Origin of the sequence: Streptomyces millisiae, assembly GCF_031845425.1 — a bacterium.
GTDB lineage: Bacteria > Actinomycetota > Actinomycetes > Streptomycetales > Streptomycetaceae > Streptomyces > Streptomyces millisiae.
In genome coordinates, this window is record NZ_JAVREM010000031.1 from 1 (window position 1) to 15,746 (window position 15,746).

At 72.6% G+C, this 15,746-nt stretch carries 17 protein-coding genes and 1 tRNA gene; 5 read left to right on the top strand and 13 right to left on the bottom strand.

Annotated features, from left to right (window positions below; genetic code table 11):
- On the top strand, nucleotides 1-407 hold a 407-nt coding region (locus RNC47_RS21375; RefSeq protein WP_311601072.1), incomplete at its 5' end, for an integrase core domain-containing protein.
- A 553-nt stretch (nucleotides 408-960) separates the two neighbouring features.
- On the top strand, nucleotides 961-1,092 hold the full coding sequence (locus RNC47_RS21380) for a hypothetical protein (RefSeq protein WP_311601073.1): 132 nt from the start codon (nucleotides 961-963) through the stop codon (nucleotides 1,090-1,092).
- A 180-nt stretch (nucleotides 1,093-1,272) separates the two neighbouring features.
- On the opposite strand, the gene RNC47_RS21385 is transcribed toward RNC47_RS21380, so the two are convergent.
- Nucleotides 1,273-1,354, bottom strand: a tRNA-Tyr gene (locus tag RNC47_RS21385).
- Nucleotides 1,355-1,489: 135 nt separating this feature from the next.
- Between RNC47_RS21385 and RNC47_RS21390 the strand changes: the two genes are divergently transcribed.
- The 3 genes from RNC47_RS21390 to RNC47_RS21400 all read left to right on the top strand — a co-directional run bounded on the left by RNC47_RS21390 (nucleotide 1,490) and on the right by RNC47_RS21400 (nucleotide 3,790).
- The gene (locus RNC47_RS21390; protein WP_311601074.1) at nucleotides 1,490-1,978 is read left to right on the top strand and encodes a YajQ family cyclic di-GMP-binding protein; all 489 of its coding nucleotides are present in this window, start codon (nucleotides 1,490-1,492) and stop codon (nucleotides 1,976-1,978) included.
- A complete protein-coding gene (corA, locus tag RNC47_RS21395; protein ID WP_311601075.1) occupies nucleotides 1,978-3,078 on the top strand; it encodes a magnesium/cobalt transporter CorA in 1,101 nt (366 codons plus the stop codon). Before RNC47_RS21390 ends, corA begins: the two co-directional genes overlap by 1 nt.
- Before the next feature lie 97 nt (nucleotides 3,079-3,175).
- Nucleotides 3,176-3,790 (top strand): DedA family protein, encoded by a 615-nt coding sequence (locus tag RNC47_RS21400; protein ID WP_311601076.1) that lies wholly within the window; start codon nucleotides 3,176-3,178, stop codon nucleotides 3,788-3,790.
- A gap of 13 nt (nucleotides 3,791-3,803) precedes the next feature.
- Here the strand turns inward: RNC47_RS21400 and RNC47_RS21405 are convergent, their stop codons facing one another.
- The 12 genes from RNC47_RS21405 to RNC47_RS21460 all read right to left on the bottom strand — a co-directional run bounded on the left by RNC47_RS21405 (nucleotide 3,804) and on the right by RNC47_RS21460 (nucleotide 15,735).
- Complete coding sequence (locus tag RNC47_RS21405; RefSeq protein WP_311601077.1) at nucleotides 3,804-4,973, bottom strand: alpha/beta hydrolase family protein; 1,170 nt, start codon at nucleotides 4,971-4,973, stop codon at nucleotides 3,804-3,806.
- A 140-nt stretch (nucleotides 4,974-5,113) separates the two neighbouring features.
- Nucleotides 5,114-5,533 (bottom strand): YccF domain-containing protein, encoded by a 420-nt coding sequence (locus RNC47_RS21410; protein ID WP_311601078.1) that lies wholly within the window; start codon nucleotides 5,531-5,533, stop codon nucleotides 5,114-5,116.
- Between the two features lie 15 nt (nucleotides 5,534-5,548).
- On the bottom strand, nucleotides 5,549-6,412 hold the full coding sequence (gene htpX / locus RNC47_RS21415; RefSeq protein ID WP_311601079.1) for a zinc metalloprotease HtpX: 864 nt from the start codon (nucleotides 6,410-6,412) through the stop codon (nucleotides 5,549-5,551).
- A 172-nt stretch (nucleotides 6,413-6,584) separates the two neighbouring features.
- The gene (locus RNC47_RS21420) at nucleotides 6,585-8,102 is read right to left on the bottom strand and encodes an NADH-quinone oxidoreductase subunit N (RefSeq protein ID WP_311601080.1); all 1,518 of its coding nucleotides are present in this window, start codon (nucleotides 8,100-8,102) and stop codon (nucleotides 6,585-6,587) included.
- On the bottom strand, nucleotides 8,099-9,646 hold the full coding sequence (locus RNC47_RS21425; RefSeq protein WP_311601146.1) for a complex I subunit 4 family protein: 1,548 nt from the start codon (nucleotides 9,644-9,646) through the stop codon (nucleotides 8,099-8,101). Before RNC47_RS21425 ends, RNC47_RS21420 begins: the two co-directional genes overlap by 4 nt.
- A 26-nt stretch (nucleotides 9,647-9,672) precedes the next feature.
- The gene (locus RNC47_RS21430) at nucleotides 9,673-11,583 is read right to left on the bottom strand and encodes an NADH-quinone oxidoreductase subunit 5 family protein (protein WP_311601081.1); all 1,911 of its coding nucleotides are present in this window, start codon (nucleotides 11,581-11,583) and stop codon (nucleotides 9,673-9,675) included.
- Entirely contained in the window at nucleotides 11,580-11,936 is a 357-nt protein-coding gene (nuoK, locus tag RNC47_RS21435) for an NADH-quinone oxidoreductase subunit NuoK (protein WP_311601082.1), read from the bottom strand. The genes RNC47_RS21430 and nuoK overlap by 4 nt, the downstream gene beginning before the upstream one ends.
- Nucleotides 11,936-12,460 carry an NADH-quinone oxidoreductase subunit J family protein gene (locus tag RNC47_RS21440; protein ID WP_311601083.1) on the bottom strand — a complete coding sequence of 175 codons (525 nt, stop codon included), beginning with the start codon at nucleotides 12,458-12,460 and terminating at the stop codon, nucleotides 11,936-11,938. The genes nuoK and RNC47_RS21440 overlap by 1 nt, the downstream gene beginning before the upstream one ends.
- On the bottom strand, nucleotides 12,457-12,972 hold the full coding sequence (locus RNC47_RS21445; protein WP_311601084.1) for a NuoI/complex I 23 kDa subunit family protein: 516 nt from the start codon (nucleotides 12,970-12,972) through the stop codon (nucleotides 12,457-12,459). Before RNC47_RS21445 ends, RNC47_RS21440 begins: the two co-directional genes overlap by 4 nt.
- Nucleotides 12,969-13,931 (bottom strand): complex I subunit 1/NuoH family protein, encoded by a 963-nt coding sequence (locus RNC47_RS21450; protein ID WP_311601085.1) that lies wholly within the window; start codon nucleotides 13,929-13,931, stop codon nucleotides 12,969-12,971. Before RNC47_RS21450 ends, RNC47_RS21445 begins: the two co-directional genes overlap by 4 nt.
- Nucleotides 13,931-15,226 (bottom strand): NADH-quinone oxidoreductase subunit C, encoded by a 1,296-nt coding sequence (locus RNC47_RS21455; protein WP_311601086.1) that lies wholly within the window; start codon nucleotides 15,224-15,226, stop codon nucleotides 13,931-13,933. Before RNC47_RS21455 ends, RNC47_RS21450 begins: the two co-directional genes overlap by 1 nt.
- Nucleotides 15,223-15,735, bottom strand: coding sequence for an NADH-quinone oxidoreductase subunit B (locus RNC47_RS21460; RefSeq protein WP_449657351.1), 513 nt, complete (start codon nucleotides 15,733-15,735; stop codon nucleotides 15,223-15,225). Before RNC47_RS21460 ends, RNC47_RS21455 begins: the two co-directional genes overlap by 4 nt.
- Nucleotides 15,736-15,746 lie beyond the last annotated feature (11 nt).

Here is a 15,746-nt window from a genome sequence, read left to right on the forward strand (position 1 = left end):
CCTACAGCGAGATCCACACCGACGAGAAGGCCACCACCTGCGCCAGCTTCCTCCGCAGAGCCGCTGCGTTCTTCGCGGCCAACGGCATCGACCGCATCGAGCGGGTCCTGACCGACAACGCCTGGCCCTACCGCAAGAGCTTCGCCTGGAAACAGGCCCTGGCCGACCTGGACGCGGTCGGCAAGCTGACTCGCGCCTACCGACCGCAGACCAACGGCAAGGTCGAACGCTTCAACCGCACCCTGCTCGACGAATGGGCCTACGCACGGCCCTACACCAGCAACGCCGAACGCACCGCAGCCCTGACAGACTTCCTCCACACCTACAACCACCACCGCTGCCACACCGCACTCGCAGGCCAACCACCCACAAGCCGCGTCAACAACCCTGCGGGTCAATACAGCTAGGCCCTGTCCGTGGCCGACCTCGGAGACGCCGAGGTGTCGCGCAAGGCTACGCACTGGCCAGGAAGCTGGACGGGAAGCCGGCCGCGGGTCGAACCGTGAAGCGCAAGAGAGCCTGCATGAGCGACGCGTTGAGCCTGGCCGTGGAGAAAGAAGCTGCTGACGAACGGCATCAACCCGTTGACGAAGATCCGGTGGACCGCTCCTCGCGCCACCGAGCAGGTCGCCCCCGAGGGCGTCGCCAACCCCCGACAGGTCCGCCAACTCCTCGCGGGTGTACGGAACCAGGGCGATCGAGGTGAGTACCTGGAGCCTGCTTCGGGTGCTCGTACAACGCGGCCACTCGCCCCGCCGAGGCCATCCGCCTGAAGAAGAACCAGTGCCACCTCCCCAAGACGAGGCTGGACGGACGACGGACGAGCCCACGCGGAGCGCAGCCTCACGACCCGAGCCCAGGAGGACTCACGGCCCGTTCCGATCCCGCCGGAGTATGTCCGGATGACCTGCGCCACGCCGGGGTCTCCTTCTGGCTGAGCTCGGGCGTCGATCCTGCGGAGTGCGCGCGTCGGCCGGGCACAGCCTCGCGGCGTTGTTCCGCGTCTACGCCAAAGTCCTCGCGCAGAACGAGCAGCGCGCCAATGAGCGGATCCAGGCCGCGTTGCAGGACTGGGACGACGCCAACGGCTAGCCAGAAGGCCGCCCCCTGGGGCACGTATGGGGGGTCGAGCACTGAGCAGGGGTGGGAAAGGCGCGAGACAGAGGGCAACAAACACCGCGTTTCGATTCCCGTTCGAGAGCGGTGATCCGGGGCAGCAAAACAGCCCCCCGACCCGGCGTTTAAGCTGGTCAGAGGGCTGCCTCTGCGCTGTGGCGGCGCCAGGGTTCGAACCTGGGTAGGCTGAGCCGGCAGATTTACAGTCTGCTCCCTTTGGCCACTCGGGCACACCGCCTTGCGACGGGGTAAACGATACCCGATGCCCCGGGGTGGTCCGCCACCCGGTTGGGGCCGGTGGATCCGGGTAGCCGGGTGGCTAGGCTGTGCGGCGACCACGCCTGATGTGACAGATCCGAGGAGCCTTACCACCATGGCCGACTCCAGTTTCGACATCGTCTCGAAGGTCGACCGGCAGGAGGTCGACAACGCACTCAACCAGGCGGCCAAGGAGATCTCGCAGCGGTATGACTTCCGCGGGGTCGGGGCCTCGATCGCCTGGTCGGGGGAGCGGATCGAGATCAAGGCCAACGCCGAGGAGCGGGCGAAGGCGGTGTTGGACATCTTCCAGACCAAGCTGGTCAAGCGCGGGATCTCGCTGAAGGCCCTGGACTCGGGTGAGCCGCAGGCCTCGGGGAAGGAGTACCGGCTGTACTCCACGATCAAGGAGGGCATCTCGACGGATGACGCCAAGAAGGTGGCCAAGCTGATCAGGGACGAGGGGCCCAAGGGGGTCAAGGCCCAGGTCCAGGGCGACGAGCTGCGGGTCAGCTCCAAGAGCAGGGACGCGCTGCAGGAGGTGCAGCGGCTCGTGCGGGAGAAGGACTTCGACTTCGCGGTGCAGTTCGTCAACTACCGGTGATGCGTGGCATCGGTGGGGTCCTGCGGCGGGCTCGGCGGGGGGCCGTGGGGGACGGCGCGAAGGTGGACCTGAGCCACCGGGCCAGGGCGCCGCTCGGGAGCGCGGTGGTGAACTGCGCGGTGTACCGGGACGGGGTGCGCAGGGCCGGGCGGTTCAGCGCGCGGGAGGCGATAGCGCGGGCGCGTGGGTGGCGGGGCGGGTTCGTGTGGATCGGCCTGCACGAGCCGTCGGAGGCGGAGTTCGCGGAGATCGCCGACCTGTTCGGGCTGCACCCGCTGGCCGTCGAGGACGCCGTGCACGCGCACCAGCGGCCCAAGATCGAGCGGTACGACGACATGCTCTTCGCGGTGCTGAAGACCGTGCGGTACGTCGAGCACGCCGAACTCACCGACAGCAGCGAGGTGGTGGAGACCGGCGAGATCATGGTCTTCACCGGACCGGACTTCGTGATCACGGTCCGGCACGGCGGGCACGGCTCGCTGGGGCCGCTGCGGGAGGGCCTGGAGGCGACGCCCGAGCAGTTGGCGAAGGGGCCTTCGGCCGTGCTGCACGCCATCGCGGACCAGGTGGTGGACCACTATCTCGACGTCGTGGCCGCGGTGCGGGACGACGTGGACGAGATCGAGTCGGCCGTGTTCTCGGACTCCCGGGGGCGGGGCGCGAACCCGGGGCAGATCTACCAGCTGAAGCGGGAGCTGTTGGAGCTGAGGCGGGCGGTGGCGCCGCTCGACGGGCCGCTGCGGACGCTGGCCGAGAAGGAGCTGCCGACGGTGGACGCGGAGATCAGGCGCTACTTCCGTGACGTGGCCGACCACCTGTCGCGGGTGACGGAGCAGGTCAACAGCTACGACATGCTGATCGACTCGATCCTCCAGGCCAACCTGGCGCAGGTCACGGTGGCGCAGAACGAGGACATGCGGAAGATCACCGCGTGGGCGGCGATCCTGGCGGTGCCGACGATGGTCTGCGGCGTGTACGGGATGAACTTCGACCACATGCCGGAGCTGCACTGGCGTTTCGGCTATCCGCTGGTGATCGGTGTGATCCTGGTCGCCTGCTACGCGATCCACCGGGGGTTCCGGCGGAACGGGTGGTTGTGAGCGGGGCGGACGAGGAGCGGTGGACCTGACGATCGTCAGGTCCACTCTTGACGAAGGGCAGATCCTGGTCGGCAGTTCGATTGCCTAGGCTGGGCCCGTGGATAATGCGATCCTCGACGCCATCGAAGGGTTTGTCGCCACCCCCTGGGTGTACGTGGCGCTCTTCGCCGTCGCGAAACTCGACGGCTTCTTTCCCGTGGTGCCCAGCGAGACCCTGGTGGTGACCCTGGGGGTCTTCGCGGCGGCCGACGGCAACCCCAACCTGCTTCTCGTCATCCTGGTCGCGGCCCTGGGCGCCTTCACCGGGGATCACATCTCCTACTTCATAGGCCGGAAGTCGGGCGATCGGGTCTTCTCCAAACTCAAGCCCGGCAGCAGGACGCACCGGGCCTACGAGCACGTCGGCGACATGTTGGAGAAGCGCGGCGGCCTGGTGCTGGTCATCGCCCGCTACATTCCGGGCGGTCGCACCGCCGCCACGCTCACCACCGGCGCCACCCGCTATCCGTTGGGCCGGTTCTCCCGCTTCGACGCGATCGCGGCCGTGAGCTGGGCCATCTACTCGGCCTGCATCGGCTACATAGGCGGCGCCGCCTTCGAGCACAACCCGCTGCGTGGGGTGGCGCTGGGCCTCGGCCTCGCGCTGGCGATCACCGTGGTGCACGAGGGGGTGCGTTACCTGCGCAACCGCCGCGCGTCCGCCGCCGAGTAGCGGCGCGGGCCGCTCAGCGGCCCTGGAAGACCACCTCGGGGTTGGCCGCCGTCGGCCCGTCGAGCAGCGGCGCGGGCAGGCCCCGCAGGTGGGCGTCGAAGAAGGCGGCCACGTAGTCCCTGGTGATCTCCCCGGAGCGCTCCCCGGAGAGCGGCGCCTCGGGGTCGGTCATGCCGAGTTGGCCGCCGAGCACCGGCAGGTCGATGAAGGTGAAGTGGCCGGAGCCGGTCACGGTCAGCCAGCGGCGCCAGCCGTCGAGCCGGGCCCAGCCCTCGTCCCAGGACTCGTCCTCGCCGCCCGGGTGGTGCAGGGACTCGGTGCCGAGCATTATGAACGGCCGCCCGCCCAGGCCCTCGGCCGGCACCGGGGCGAAGAAGGTGCCGTCCATGGTGACCCCGGCGCGCACCCGCGGGTCCCGCGCCATGGTGACGGCGGTGGCGTTGCCGCCGATGGAGTGCCCTGCCATGCCGATCCGGGTGGCGTCGATCAGTCCGGCGTACCGCCAGGCCGGTCGGGGGCCGGTCAGCCGGTCCAGCACGAAGGAGAGGTCGGCCGCCCGGCCCTCGGCGACGGTCGCCATGTCGTCGGCGGCCTCGCAGGCCACGCACGTGAGCATCCGGTCGCCGGGGAAGAGGGTGCCGACGGACTCGTAGGCGTGGTCGACGGCGGCCACCACATAGCCGCGGCTGGCCAACTCCTCGGCCAGCAGGGTGAGGGTGGTGCGGGGCAGCGAGAAGCCGGGCGAGAGCACCACCAGGGGGTGGCGGCCGCGCTCGGGCAGCGCGCCCAGCCGGGCGGTGATGCCGGTGGCGGCGACGTCCTCGGGCGCTATGACGCCCTCCAGGTGCTGGCTCTCCAGCAGCAACCGGGCCTCGTCGGCGGTCAGATAGGGCGCGGTCCTGCCGGTGCCCGACCTGGCCGGGTAGTACATCGACACCAGCAGTTCGCGGGCGCCGGCCTCCGGGACCCACGGGTCGGTGCGGTCCCGGTCCACCAGGTGCAGCGTGTCCCGGCCGACGGCGAAGGGACCGGTGGGGCTCGGCAGCCGGAGGACGGGCGCCGGGTCCTGGTCGGCGGCCGACGCGGCGGGGGCGGCCGCGGCGGTCGGCAGCAGGGGGGCGGCGAGCGCCAGGGCGAGGCCGGTCGCCAGGGCGGCGGCGGTTCGGGAGATCGTGATCAACATGCACGGAGCGTAACCAGGGGGTGGGTGGCGCCGCGTCCGTCCCGGGGTTGACCCGCCCCTGAGAAATCCGCCGTCCTCCCCTACGCGCCCGCACTACCGAGGGGGTGGTGCCAGCACGAGTACGGGGCCGGAGTGCCTGGTCAGGTGTTGTAGCCGGGCTGGCTCCAGCGGTAGCCGGGGTACGTCTGGGCGGTCGGCACGATCTCCCGGCCCAGCGGCATCAGCGACACCGGCACCATCTTGAAGTGGGCGATGCCGAACGGGATGCCGATGATCGTCACGCAGAACGAGATGCCCGCCAGGATGTGGCCGATGGCGAGCCAGATGCCGGCGACCACCAGCCAGATCACGTTGCCCACGCCGGAGGCCAGACCCGCGTCGTGCCGCTCGGTGACGCGGTAGCCGAAGGGCCACAGCGCGTAGCCGGCTATCCGGAAGCAGGCTATGCCGAAGGGGATCGTGACGATGAGGATGAAGCAGATGATGCCGGCGAGCGCGTAGCCGAGCGCCATCCACAGTCCGGAGAAGATCAACCAGATGATGTTGAGTATGGTTCGCACACCCTCAGGATGACCTCAGCGGCGCCCGCCCGCCATGCGTTCCAGACGCTCGATGCGGTCGGCCATCGGCGGGTGGGTGGCGAACATCCGGGCCAGGCCCTCGCCGCGGCGGAACGGGTTGGCGATCATCAGATGGCTCGCCGTCTCCAACTGGGGCTCGGGGCGCAGCGGTCGGGCCTGGGTGCCCGCCTCCAGCTTGCGCAGCGCGCTGGCCAGCGCCAGCGGGTCCCCGGTGAGCCTGGCGCCCGAGGCGTCCGCCTCGAACTCGCGTGACCTGCTGACCGCCAGTTGGATGAGGGAGGCCGCGATCGGGCCGAGGAGCATCACCAGCAGCATCCCGAAGAGGCCGGGGCCGCCCTCGTCGTCGTCCCGCCCGACGGGGATGAACCAGGCGATGTTCACCAGGAACATGATCACCGAGGCCATGGCCCCGGCGACCGAGGAGATCAGGATGTCCCGGTTGTAGACGTGGCTGAGCTCGTGGCCGATGACGCCGCGCAGCTCGCGCTCGTCGAGCAGGCGCAGGATGCCCTCGGTGCAGCAGACGGCGGCGTTGCGCGGGTTGCGGCCGGTGGCGAAGGCGTTGGGCGCCTCGGTCGGGGAGATGTAGAGCCGGGGCATCGGCTGCCTGGCCTGCCCGGCCAGCTCGCGGACCATGAGGTAGAGCCGGGGCGCCTCGAACTCGCTCACGGGCCTGGCCCGCATGGCGCGCAGCGCGAGCTTGTCGCTGTTCCAGTAGGCGTAGCCGTTGGTGGCGAGGGCCACCACCAGCGCGATCAGCAGGCCGCCACGGCCGAAGAAGCTCCCGACGACCAGGATCAACGCGGACATGCCGCCGAGCAGGGCGGCGGTTTTCAGACCGTTGTGCCGGCGGTGCACGGTGTGCCCTCCTGTTGCGCGCGCGGGTGTGGGGGTTCCGGATGTACCGGATGCCGGAGTTTCTCCACTAACAGTGGACACTCCCGAAGTGCACAACGCGATCCGCGGGATGTGCGTTCCCTCGCCGGGTCCGCTGTTACCGAGCGCGAACGTTCCGGGGGGCCGGCGGGCGCTAGATCAGGCCGGTCGAGACGAAGGTGAGGATCAGCTGGGGGGCGCCGGAGAAGGCGAGGGCGGCGGTGGCGGCGAGCCCCACGGCGCCGGCCAGCGGCACGGTGCGGGAGGCCGGGGCAGTCGGCCCGGTGGCCGGGGCGGCCGCCCCGGTGGCCGGGGCGGCCGCCGGCTCCTCGGCGGGGCGGAACAGCAGCGCCGTCCAGCGCAGGTAGTAGAAGAGCGCGATCGCCACGTTGACCGCCATGACCACCGCGAGGACCCCGAGGCCGGCGTCCACCGCGGCCTCGAAGACCGCGACCTTGGCGAACAGGCCGACCACCCCCGGCGGCAGCCCGGCCAGGCACAGCAGGAAGAAGGCGAGGGCGAGCGCGGTCAGCGGCCGACGGGCGTAGAGGCCGCGGTAGTCGTCGAGCCGGCGCGCCACCTGGGCGGCCACCGCGAACGCGCCCAGGTTGACCGCGGCGTACATCAGCGCGTAGGCGACGGTCGCGCCCACCGCCTCGCCGCGGTCGGTGTAGGCGGCGGCCGCGAGCGGCACCAGCAGGTAGCCGGCCTGGCCGACCGAGGACCAGGCGAGCAGCCGGATCGCGCTGTGCGGCGCGGCGGGGTCGGTGCGCAGCGCGGCGACGTTGCCCACGGTCATGGTGAGCCCGGCGAGCAGCCCGAGCGCCGGGCCCCACAGGTCGCCGTAGCCGGGGAAGGCGAGGGTGGTCACCAGGGCGAGGCCGGCGAGCCCGGCGGCCTTGCCGACCACGGACAGGTAGCCGGCGACCGGCAGCGGCGCGCCGACGTAGGTCTCGGGGACCCAGAAGTGGAACGGCACGGCGGCGACCTTGAAGGCGAAGCCGACCAGCGTCAGCGCCACGCCGGCCTCGGCCAGGGTGGCGAGCCGCGGGTCGCCGCCGGGCAGGGCGGTGGCGAGGTCGGCGAAGAAGAGGCTGCCGCCGGCGGCGTAGACGAAGCTGACGCCGAGCAGCGTGACGGCGGTGGCGGTGACCGAGGTGAGGAAGAACTTGAGCGCGGCCTCGGGCCCGGTGCGGCTGCCGCGGCGCAGCCCGACCAGGGCGTAGGCGGGCAGCGTGGTGACCTCGAGCGCGATGATCAGGGTGGCCAGGTCGCGGGCGGCCGGCAGCAGCGCGGCGCCGGCGGCGGAGGAGAGCAGCAGGAACCAGAACTCGCCGGCCGGCACGTCGTCGTCCGCGGTCTCCGGGACGGAGAGCAGGGCCACGAGGAACGCGCCGCCGAGCACCAGCAGCTGGACGATGACGGCGAAGCGGTCGGCGGTGTAGGCGCAGAGCGCGGGCTCGTCGGCGAGGCAGAACGTGGTCCGGTCGCCGTCGCGCAGCGGCAGCAGGGCGAGGGCGGCGAGCGCGAGGCCGCCGGCGGCCAGCCAGCCGAGTAGCGGGCGCCTGGCGGCCGGCAGGAACAGGTCGGCGACCAGCACCACCACGGCGGCCACCGCGGCGATGAGCGGGGGCGCGACGACTGCCCAGTCGACGTTCTGGGTGAGGTTCATCTGGCGACTCCGGGCAGGAGGGCCGCGACGGCGGGGTTGGTGAGGTCGAGCAGGACGGCCGGCCACAGGCCGGCGAGCAGGGTCAGGGCGGCGAGCGGGGCGAACGCCGCGTACTCGGGGCCGCGCAGGTCGGTGAGCGGCTCGTCGGCCCGGTCCCCCATGCAGACGCGGCGGACCACGAGCAGCAGGTAGGCGGCGGTCAGCAGGGTGCCGAGCCCGGCGCACACCAGGTAGACGAGGAACGCGGGCCGGCTGAGCCCGTCGGCCGGGTGGTAGGCGCCGAGCATGGCGAGCAATTCGCCCCAGAAGCCGGCGAGGCCCGGCAGCCCGAGCGAGGCGACGGCGGCGAACGCGAGCAGTCCGCCGAAGCGCGGGGCGCGCCCGTAGAGCGTCACGTCGGTCAGCCGGTCGAGGTCGGTGGTGCCGACGCGTTCCTTGAGGGCGCCGACGAGGAAGAACAGCAGGCCGGTGATCAGGCCGTGGGCGACGTTGGCGAACAGCGCGCCGTTGACGCCGCCGCGGGTGAGGGTGGCGATGCCGAGGAGCACGAAGCCCATGTGGCCGACGGAGGAGTAGGCGATGAGCCGCTTCAGGTCGCCGCCCGCGCCCTGGCGCACCAGGGCGAGGCAGGCGAGGGAGCCGTAGACGATGCCGGCGGCGGCGAAGGCGCCGAGGTAGGGCGCGAAGGTGTGCATGCCCTCGGGGGCGATCGGCAGCGCGATCCTGACCAGGCCGTAGGTGCCCATCTTCAGCAGCACGCCGGCCAGCAGCACCGAGCCGGCGGTGGGGGCGGCCGTGTGCGCGTCGGGCAGCCAGCTGTGCAGCGGCCACATGGGGGTCTTGACGGCGAGGCCGAGGCCGATGGCCAGCACGGCGAGCAGCTGGGTGGTGTGGCTCAGCCCTGCGCCGTTGGCCTCGGCGAGGGCGACCATGTCGAAGGTGCCGCCGCGCAGGCCGATCAGCAGCAGGCCGAGCAGCATCACCACCGAGCCGACGACCGTGTAGAGGATGAACTTCCAGGCGGCGGCGGCACGTTCGGCGCCGCCCCAGCGGGCGATCAGGAAGTACATCGGGATCAGGACCGTCTCGAAGGCCAGGAAGAACAGCACCAGGTCGAGGACGGCGAAGGTGGCGAGCGTGCCGGCCTCCAGCAGGAGCAGCAGCGCGACGAACGGCACCGGGCCCGGGGTGTCCTCGCCCTGGGGCGGCCGGAAGTAGGTGTGGAGGGCGCAGAGGAAGGTCAGCAGCGCGGTGAGGACGAGCAGCGGCAGGGAGATGCCGTCGACGCCGAGGTGCAGTCGGACGTCGAGCGCCGGGATCCAGCTCAGGTCGGTCTCGGCCTGGACGTCGGCCGGCCGGTCGTGGTCGAAGCCGGCGGCGAGCAGCAGCGTCAGGACGAGTACGGCGCCGGTGACGGTGACGCCGTGCCGCAGCACGTCACGCTCGGGGCCGCCCTTTCCACGAAGCCCGGGCGGGGCGGGCAGCAGGGCGGCGCCCGCGCCGAGCAGCGGGAGGACGACGGCGGCGGCGAGCAGCAGCCGCATGGTGGTGTCGTTGAGGCTGATCACGCTCACTCCCCCGCGACGACGAGGACGGCGGCGACGGCCAGGACGAGGGTGCCGGCGACGATGGCGCTGAGGTAGGTCTGCACGTTGCCGGTCTGGGCGCGGCGGGCGGCGGCGCCGAGCAGCCCGGGTGCCGCGCCGGCGGCGCGCACATAGCTGTCGACGACGGCCCGGTCGAGGAAGCGGACCAGGCGGGCGGCGGCCTCGGTGGGGCGGACGACGGCGGCCGCGTAGGCGGCGTCGGCGTGGAAGCCGGCGGCGGCGTGCGGGTGGAGGCCGCGCAGCAGCGCGGGGGCCGGGTCGACGGATCCGTCCTCGGCGGCCCCCTCGTAGGCGCGGCGCCAGGCGGCGTAGGCGGCGAGGCCGCCGAGCAGCGCGGCGCCGGTGGCGACCAGGGCGGTGGTGAGGGTGGGCGCCAGGTCGCCGCCGTCGAACCAGTCGGGCAGGACCGGGTAGGCCAGGCCGAGCAGCAGGGTGGGGAGCGTCAGCAGCCACAGCACGGCGGCCATCACGGGGCTGGCGCCCTCGGAGACGGGCACCGGCTCGGTGCGGGCGTCGACCGGGTCGTGGAAGGCGACCAGCCAGAGGCGGGCGGCGTAGCCGGCGGTGAGCAGCGCGGTGAGCAGCCCGGCGACCAGCACGATCCAGCCGGCGGCGGCCGGCACGCCGTGTTCAGGGTCGAGCGCCGCGTGCTCGGCGGCCGCTATCACCGCCTCCTTGGAGAAGAAGCCGGAGAACGGCGGGATGGCGGCGAGCGCGAGCAGCCCGATGGTCATCGTCCAGTAGGCGTCGGGGGCGCGGCGCTTGAGGCCGCGCATCCGGGACATGGCGGTCAGCGAGCCGGTGCCGGCGGTGTGGATGAGGACGCCTGCGGAGAGGAAGAGCAGGGCCTTGAACGCGCCGTGGGTCAGCAGGTGGAAGACCGCGGCCTCCCGGTCGGCGACGGCCAGCGCACCCGTCATGTAGGCGAGTTGACCGATGGTGGAGTAGGCAAGCACCCGCTTGACGTCGTCCTGGGCGAGGGCGGCGAGCGCCGAGCCGATCATGGTGGCGGCCGCAACGACCGCGAGCGTCAGCAGGGCGGCCGTGGAGGCGGCGAAGACGGGCAGCAGCCGGGCCACGAAGTAGACGCCGGCGGCGACCATGGTCGCGGCGTGGATCAGCGCGGACACCGGCGTCGGGCCGGCCATCGCGTCCGGCAGCCAGGCGTGCAGCGGCACCTGCCCCGACTTGCCGGCCACCCCGGCGAGCAGCAGCAGGGCGATCAGGGTGGGGTGGGCGAGTTCGAGCCGGCCGTCGACGAGCCCGCCGGCGATCTCGCTGATGCGGAAGGTGCCGGCCGCGTCGGCCAGGGCCAGGATGCCGATCAGGAACGGCACGTCGCCGAGCTTGGTGACCAGGAACGCCTTGAGCGAGGCGGCGCGGGCGGCCGAGGTCTCCCAGTAGTGGCCGACCAGGAAGTACGAGCAGACGCCCATCACCTCCCAGCCGACGAGCAGCACGATCAGGTCGTCGGCGTAGACGACCAGCAGCATCGCGGCGGTGAACAGCGAGACCAGCGCGGCGTAGGAGGGGTAGCGGGGGTCGCCGCCCAGATAGCCGGTCGAGTACAGCTGCACGCAGCCGGCGACGACCGCCACCAGAACCGCCACCAGCACGGCGAACCCGTCGAGGTTCAGCGCGAGTTGGACGTCGAGGGCGTCGTTGCCGGTGACCGTGAGACGAGTCGCGGCGGTGATCGGCTCGTCGCCGCCCTGCCGCACGGCGACGTAGCTCGCGAGGCCGGCGGAGGTGAGCGTCGGCAGCACGGCGAGCGGGCGGACGAATCCTGGCGCGCGCCGGCCGCTCAGCAGGATCACCGCGGCGGCGACGAACGGCAGCAGCGGCACGAGGACGGCGGCGGTCGTGGTGTTCACGAGTGACGGGTCTCCGAGGTCCGCTCCTCGGGCTCCCCGAGCCCTCGTGGCTCGCCGAGCTCGCGGAGTTGGTCGATGGCGGAGGTGCCGCGGGCGCGGTACACGAGCAGCACGATGGCGAGGCCGATGCCGATCTCGGCCGCGGCGAGGGCGATGAGGAAGAGCGTGAGGACCTGGCCCGAGTGCATGGCGTCGCGCAGCCACACGTCGAACGCCACCAGGTTGAGGCTGACGGCGGCGAGCATCAACTCCACCGACATCAGCACCAGGATGGCGTTCCGTCTGGCCAACACGCCGTACAGCCCGGTGCAGAAGAGCAGCACGGCCAGCACGGCCGGGTAGAGCAGGTGCATCAGCCCTCACCGCCGTTCCGCCCGGCGGCGTCCCGGGTGCGGGAGACGACGATGGCCCCGACGAGGGCGGCGAGCAGCAGCACGGACAGCGCCTCGAACGGCAGCACCCAGTCGCGGAACAGGCTCGCGCCGATCTGCCCCGACTCGCCGTGCGGGCGGTCGAGTTCGATCCACGCGCCGCGGAAGGCGTCGACGACGAGGACCACCAGGGCGGCGGCCGAGCCGAGCGACACGGCGAGCGCCACCGGCCGGTTGCCCGAGTCGGCGTCGGGCGACGGGCCGATGGGCGCCCGGGTGAGCATCAGGCCGAAGAGCAGCAGCACCACGACCGAGCCGAGGTAGATCAACACCTGCACCCAGGCCACGAACTCGGCGGTGAGCAGCAGGTACTGGACGGCCAGACCGCCGAGCGCGACCACCAGCCAGAGCGCGGCGTGCACCAGCTCCCTGGTGGTGACGCAGCGGACGGCGGCGCCGAGGACGACGACCCCGACGACGAGGAAGACGACCTCCTGCCCGGTCACGTGCCCTCCCGTTCGACGGCCTTGCGGGCGGCGGCTATCTCCTTGGGCTCCTCGCCCGCCGCGTCGAGCGTGGGCGGCTCGGGCACGGTCCACATCCACTCGCGCAACGCCTCACGCTCGTGGGTGAGTTCGCGGATGTCGGTGCTGGCGTACTCGAACTCGGGCGACCAGAAGAGGGCGTCGAACGGGCAGACCTCGACGCAGATCCCGCAGTACATGCAGAGCGAGAAGTCGATGGCGAACCGGTCGAGCACGTTGCGGCTGCGTTCGCGGCCGCCGGGGGCGGCGGGCGGCAGGGTCTCCTTGTGCGAGTCGATGTAGATGCACCAGTCCGGGCACTCGCGGGCGCAGAGCATGCAGACGGTGCAGTTCTCCTCGAAGAGCGCGATGACGCCCCGGCTGCGGGGCGGCAGTTCGGGGCTCCGCTCCGGGTACTGCTGGGTGACCGCGCGGCGCCTCATGGCGCGCAGCGTGATCGCCAACCCGCGGGCGAGTCCTGACCCGAGGCTCATCCCGACACCACCACCTTGATCACGCCCGTCAACGCGATCTGGGCCAGGGCGAGGGGCACCAGCGCGGTCCAGGCGAACTTCTGGATCTGGTCGACGCGGAGCCTGGGCCAGGCGACGCGGGCCCAGATGACGAGGAAGCTGAGCGCGCCGGTCTTCAGCAGCATCCACAGCCAGCCGAGCTGGTCGGCCCACGGCCCGTGCCAGCCGCCGAGGAACAGCACGGCGGTGAGCGCCGAGACGACGACGATGCCGGCGTACTCGGCGAGCAGGAAGAACGCGAAGCGGAGCCCCGAGTACTCGGTGTACGCGCCGAAGATGATCTCCTCCGGGGCGATGGGCGCGTCGAACGGCGGGCGTTGCAGCTCGGCGAGCCCGGCGGTGAAGAACACGAAGCCGCCGACGAGTTGCCACGGCACCCACCACCACTCGAACTCGCCGAGGATCCCCGTGAGCGAGAGGGTCCCGGCGGCCATCGCGACGGACGCGGCGGACAGCAGCAACGGCAGCTCGTACGCCATGAGTTGGGCGGCGGTGCGGAGCCCGCCGAGCAGCGAGTACTTGTTGGCCGACGCCCAGCCGGCCATCAACGAGCCGAGCACGCCGACGCCGAGGACGGCGAGCACGAAGAAGATGCCGGCGTCGACGACCTGCCCGACCATGCCGTCGGGTCCGAGCGGGATGGCGACGAGCACGACCAGATACGGGATCAGCGCGACGGCCGGTGCGAGTTGGAACACCCGGCGGTCTGCGCCGGCCGGCACGGTGTCCTCCTTCTGCGCGAACTTGACGCCGTCGGCGACGAGTTGCGCCCACCCGTGGAACCCACCGGCGTGCATGGGGCCGAGCCGGCCCTGCATGTGCGCCATCACCTTGTGCTCGGTCTGCCCGACGAGCAGCGGCAACACGAGAAACGCGACCAACACCGCGGCGACCCGCACGGCCACGTCCAACACGTCCACTACGCGCCCTCCCCCGACGAGTCGCCATCCGGCGCGGGCCCGGCGGCGTCGGGCGCCTCGCGGCGCTGAGCCGGCCGGACTTCGCCCGGCGGCGGCTCGGACTGCCCCGGCTCCGCCGGGGAGGCGGCGCGCTGGCGGGCCGAACCGTCGGACGCGGAGTCGTCGCGCCCAGGCGCCGACGTCTCGGCGGCGTCCGGCGCGGAGGCGTCCGAGGTCGCCTCCGGCGCGCGCCACGGAGCGGATGGGGACGCGGCGCGTTCGCCCGCGCCGGGCGGGGGCGTCCCGCCCTCGGTGGCACGCTGGCTCGCCGAGCCGTCGGCCGCGGAGCGACTACGACGCGGCGTCCCGGCCTCGGCGGCGGAGTCGGCCGGCTCCCCACCATCGGCGTCCGGCGCGTTCGCACGGCCCTCACGGGCCGCCTGCTGACCGGCCGAGCCATCGGCCGCGGAGCGGCCGCGACGCGCTGGACCCGCCTCGCCCGGCTCCGCCGGCGGCGCAGCCTCGCCGGCACGGCGTTGGCTCGCCGAGCCGTCCGCCGCGGACCGGCTACGCCGAGGCGGCCCGGCTTCGCCGGCCTCCGCCGGCGAGGCGGCACGCTGGCTCGCCGAGCCATCCGCCGCGGACCGGCTGCGGCGTGGGCGGTCGCTCGGGGCGCTACGCGCCCCCTCGCGGCGTGGGCGGTCGCTCGGGGCGCTACGCGCCCCCTCGCGGCGTGGGGCCGGGGGGAGCGTGCCGGCCAGGGGGCCCCATTCGTTGGGGTCGGGGACGCCCGGCGGCAGCATCTGGCGGCGGCGGGGGCCGCCGTGGTCCGACTCGCCCGGCTCCTTCGCGCCGGGCCACGCCTTGGCGACCCGTGCGGCCAGGACGAAGTCCTTCCGCAGCGGGTGTCCCTCGAAGCTCTCCGGGAGCAGCAGCGGCGCGAGGCCCGGGTGGCCGGGGAAGTCGACGCCGAACATCTCGTGGGTCTCCCGCTCGTGCCAGGCCGCGCCCGGGTAGACGCCGGTGGCGGTGGCCAGCGCCGCGTCCTCGTGCGGCACCGTGGTCCGCAGCAGGAGGCGGCGGGGCGGGGTGCCGAGCGCCACCACGTGGGCACAGACGAGGAAGCCGGTGCCGGGCTCGTCGACGGCGCTGAGCCAGTCGAAGAAGGTGCAGCCGAGCTCGTCGCGGGCCACGGTGAGGGCGTCGGTCCAGGCGGCGGCCGGCACGTCGACGGTCAGCACCTCGTAGGCGAGGGAGGCCGTGGCGTCGGCGCCGAAGAGCGCGGCCGGCTCGGCCGGCAGCCAGGCGGCGGTCACCGGCGCTCCTCCTCGGGGGCCGGCGGCGGGGCCACCAGGCCGCTGGTGAGGGCGGCCGCGGACGGCCGCGGCGCGTAGCGGTTCGGCAGCGACTCGGCGGCGATCTTCTCCTGGAGCTTGAGGATGCCGTGCAGCAGCGCCTCGGGCCGCGGCGGGCAGCCCGGCACGTAGACGTCGACCGGGATCAGCTGGTCGACGCCCTTGGTGACCGAGTAGGAGTCCCAGTAGGGGCCGCCGCAGTTGGAGCAGGCGCCGAAGGAGATCACGTACTTCGGCTCGGGCATCTGCTCGTAGAGCCGCTTGACCGCCGGCGCCATCTTGTCGGTCACGGTGCCCGAGACGACCATCAGGTCGGCCTGCCGCGGCCCTGGCGCGAAGGGGATCACGCCGAGCCTGATGAAGTCGTGCCGGGACATGGACGCCGCGATGAACTCGATCGCGCAGCAGGCGAGCCCGAAGTTGAACACCCACAGGCTGTAGCGGCGCCCCCAGTTGAGGATCACCTTCATGGGCCGGGGGG

Bases quoted from the DNA above. Each gene is read 5' to 3' on its own strand.
- nuoK (WP_311601082.1), bottom strand. From the start codon at position 11,936: ATGCACCTGCTCTACCCGGCCGTGCTGGCCGTGCTGCTCTTCTGCACC.
- RNC47_RS21460 (WP_449657351.1), bottom strand. From the start codon at position 15,735: ATGAAGGTGATCCTCAACTGGGGGCGCCGCTACAGCCTGTGGGTGTTC.
- RNC47_RS21445 (WP_311601084.1), bottom strand. From the start codon at position 12,972: ATGAGCCTCGGGTCAGGACTCGCCCGCGGGTTGGCGATCACGCTGCGC.
- RNC47_RS21405 (WP_311601077.1), bottom strand. From the start codon at position 4,973: ATGTTGATCACGATCTCCCGAACCGCCGCCGCCCTGGCGACCGGCCTC.
- corA (WP_311601075.1), top strand. From the start codon at position 1,978: ATGCGTGGCATCGGTGGGGTCCTGCGGCGGGCTCGGCGGGGGGCCGTG.
- RNC47_RS21390 (WP_311601074.1), top strand. From the start codon at position 1,490: ATGGCCGACTCCAGTTTCGACATCGTCTCGAAGGTCGACCGGCAGGAG.
- RNC47_RS21420 (WP_311601080.1), bottom strand. From the start codon at position 8,102: ATGAACCTCACCCAGAACGTCGACTGGGCAGTCGTCGCGCCCCCGCTC.
- RNC47_RS21425 (WP_311601146.1), bottom strand. From the start codon at position 9,646: ATGCGGCTGCTGCTCGCCGCCGCCGTCGTCCTCCCGCTGCTCGGCGCG.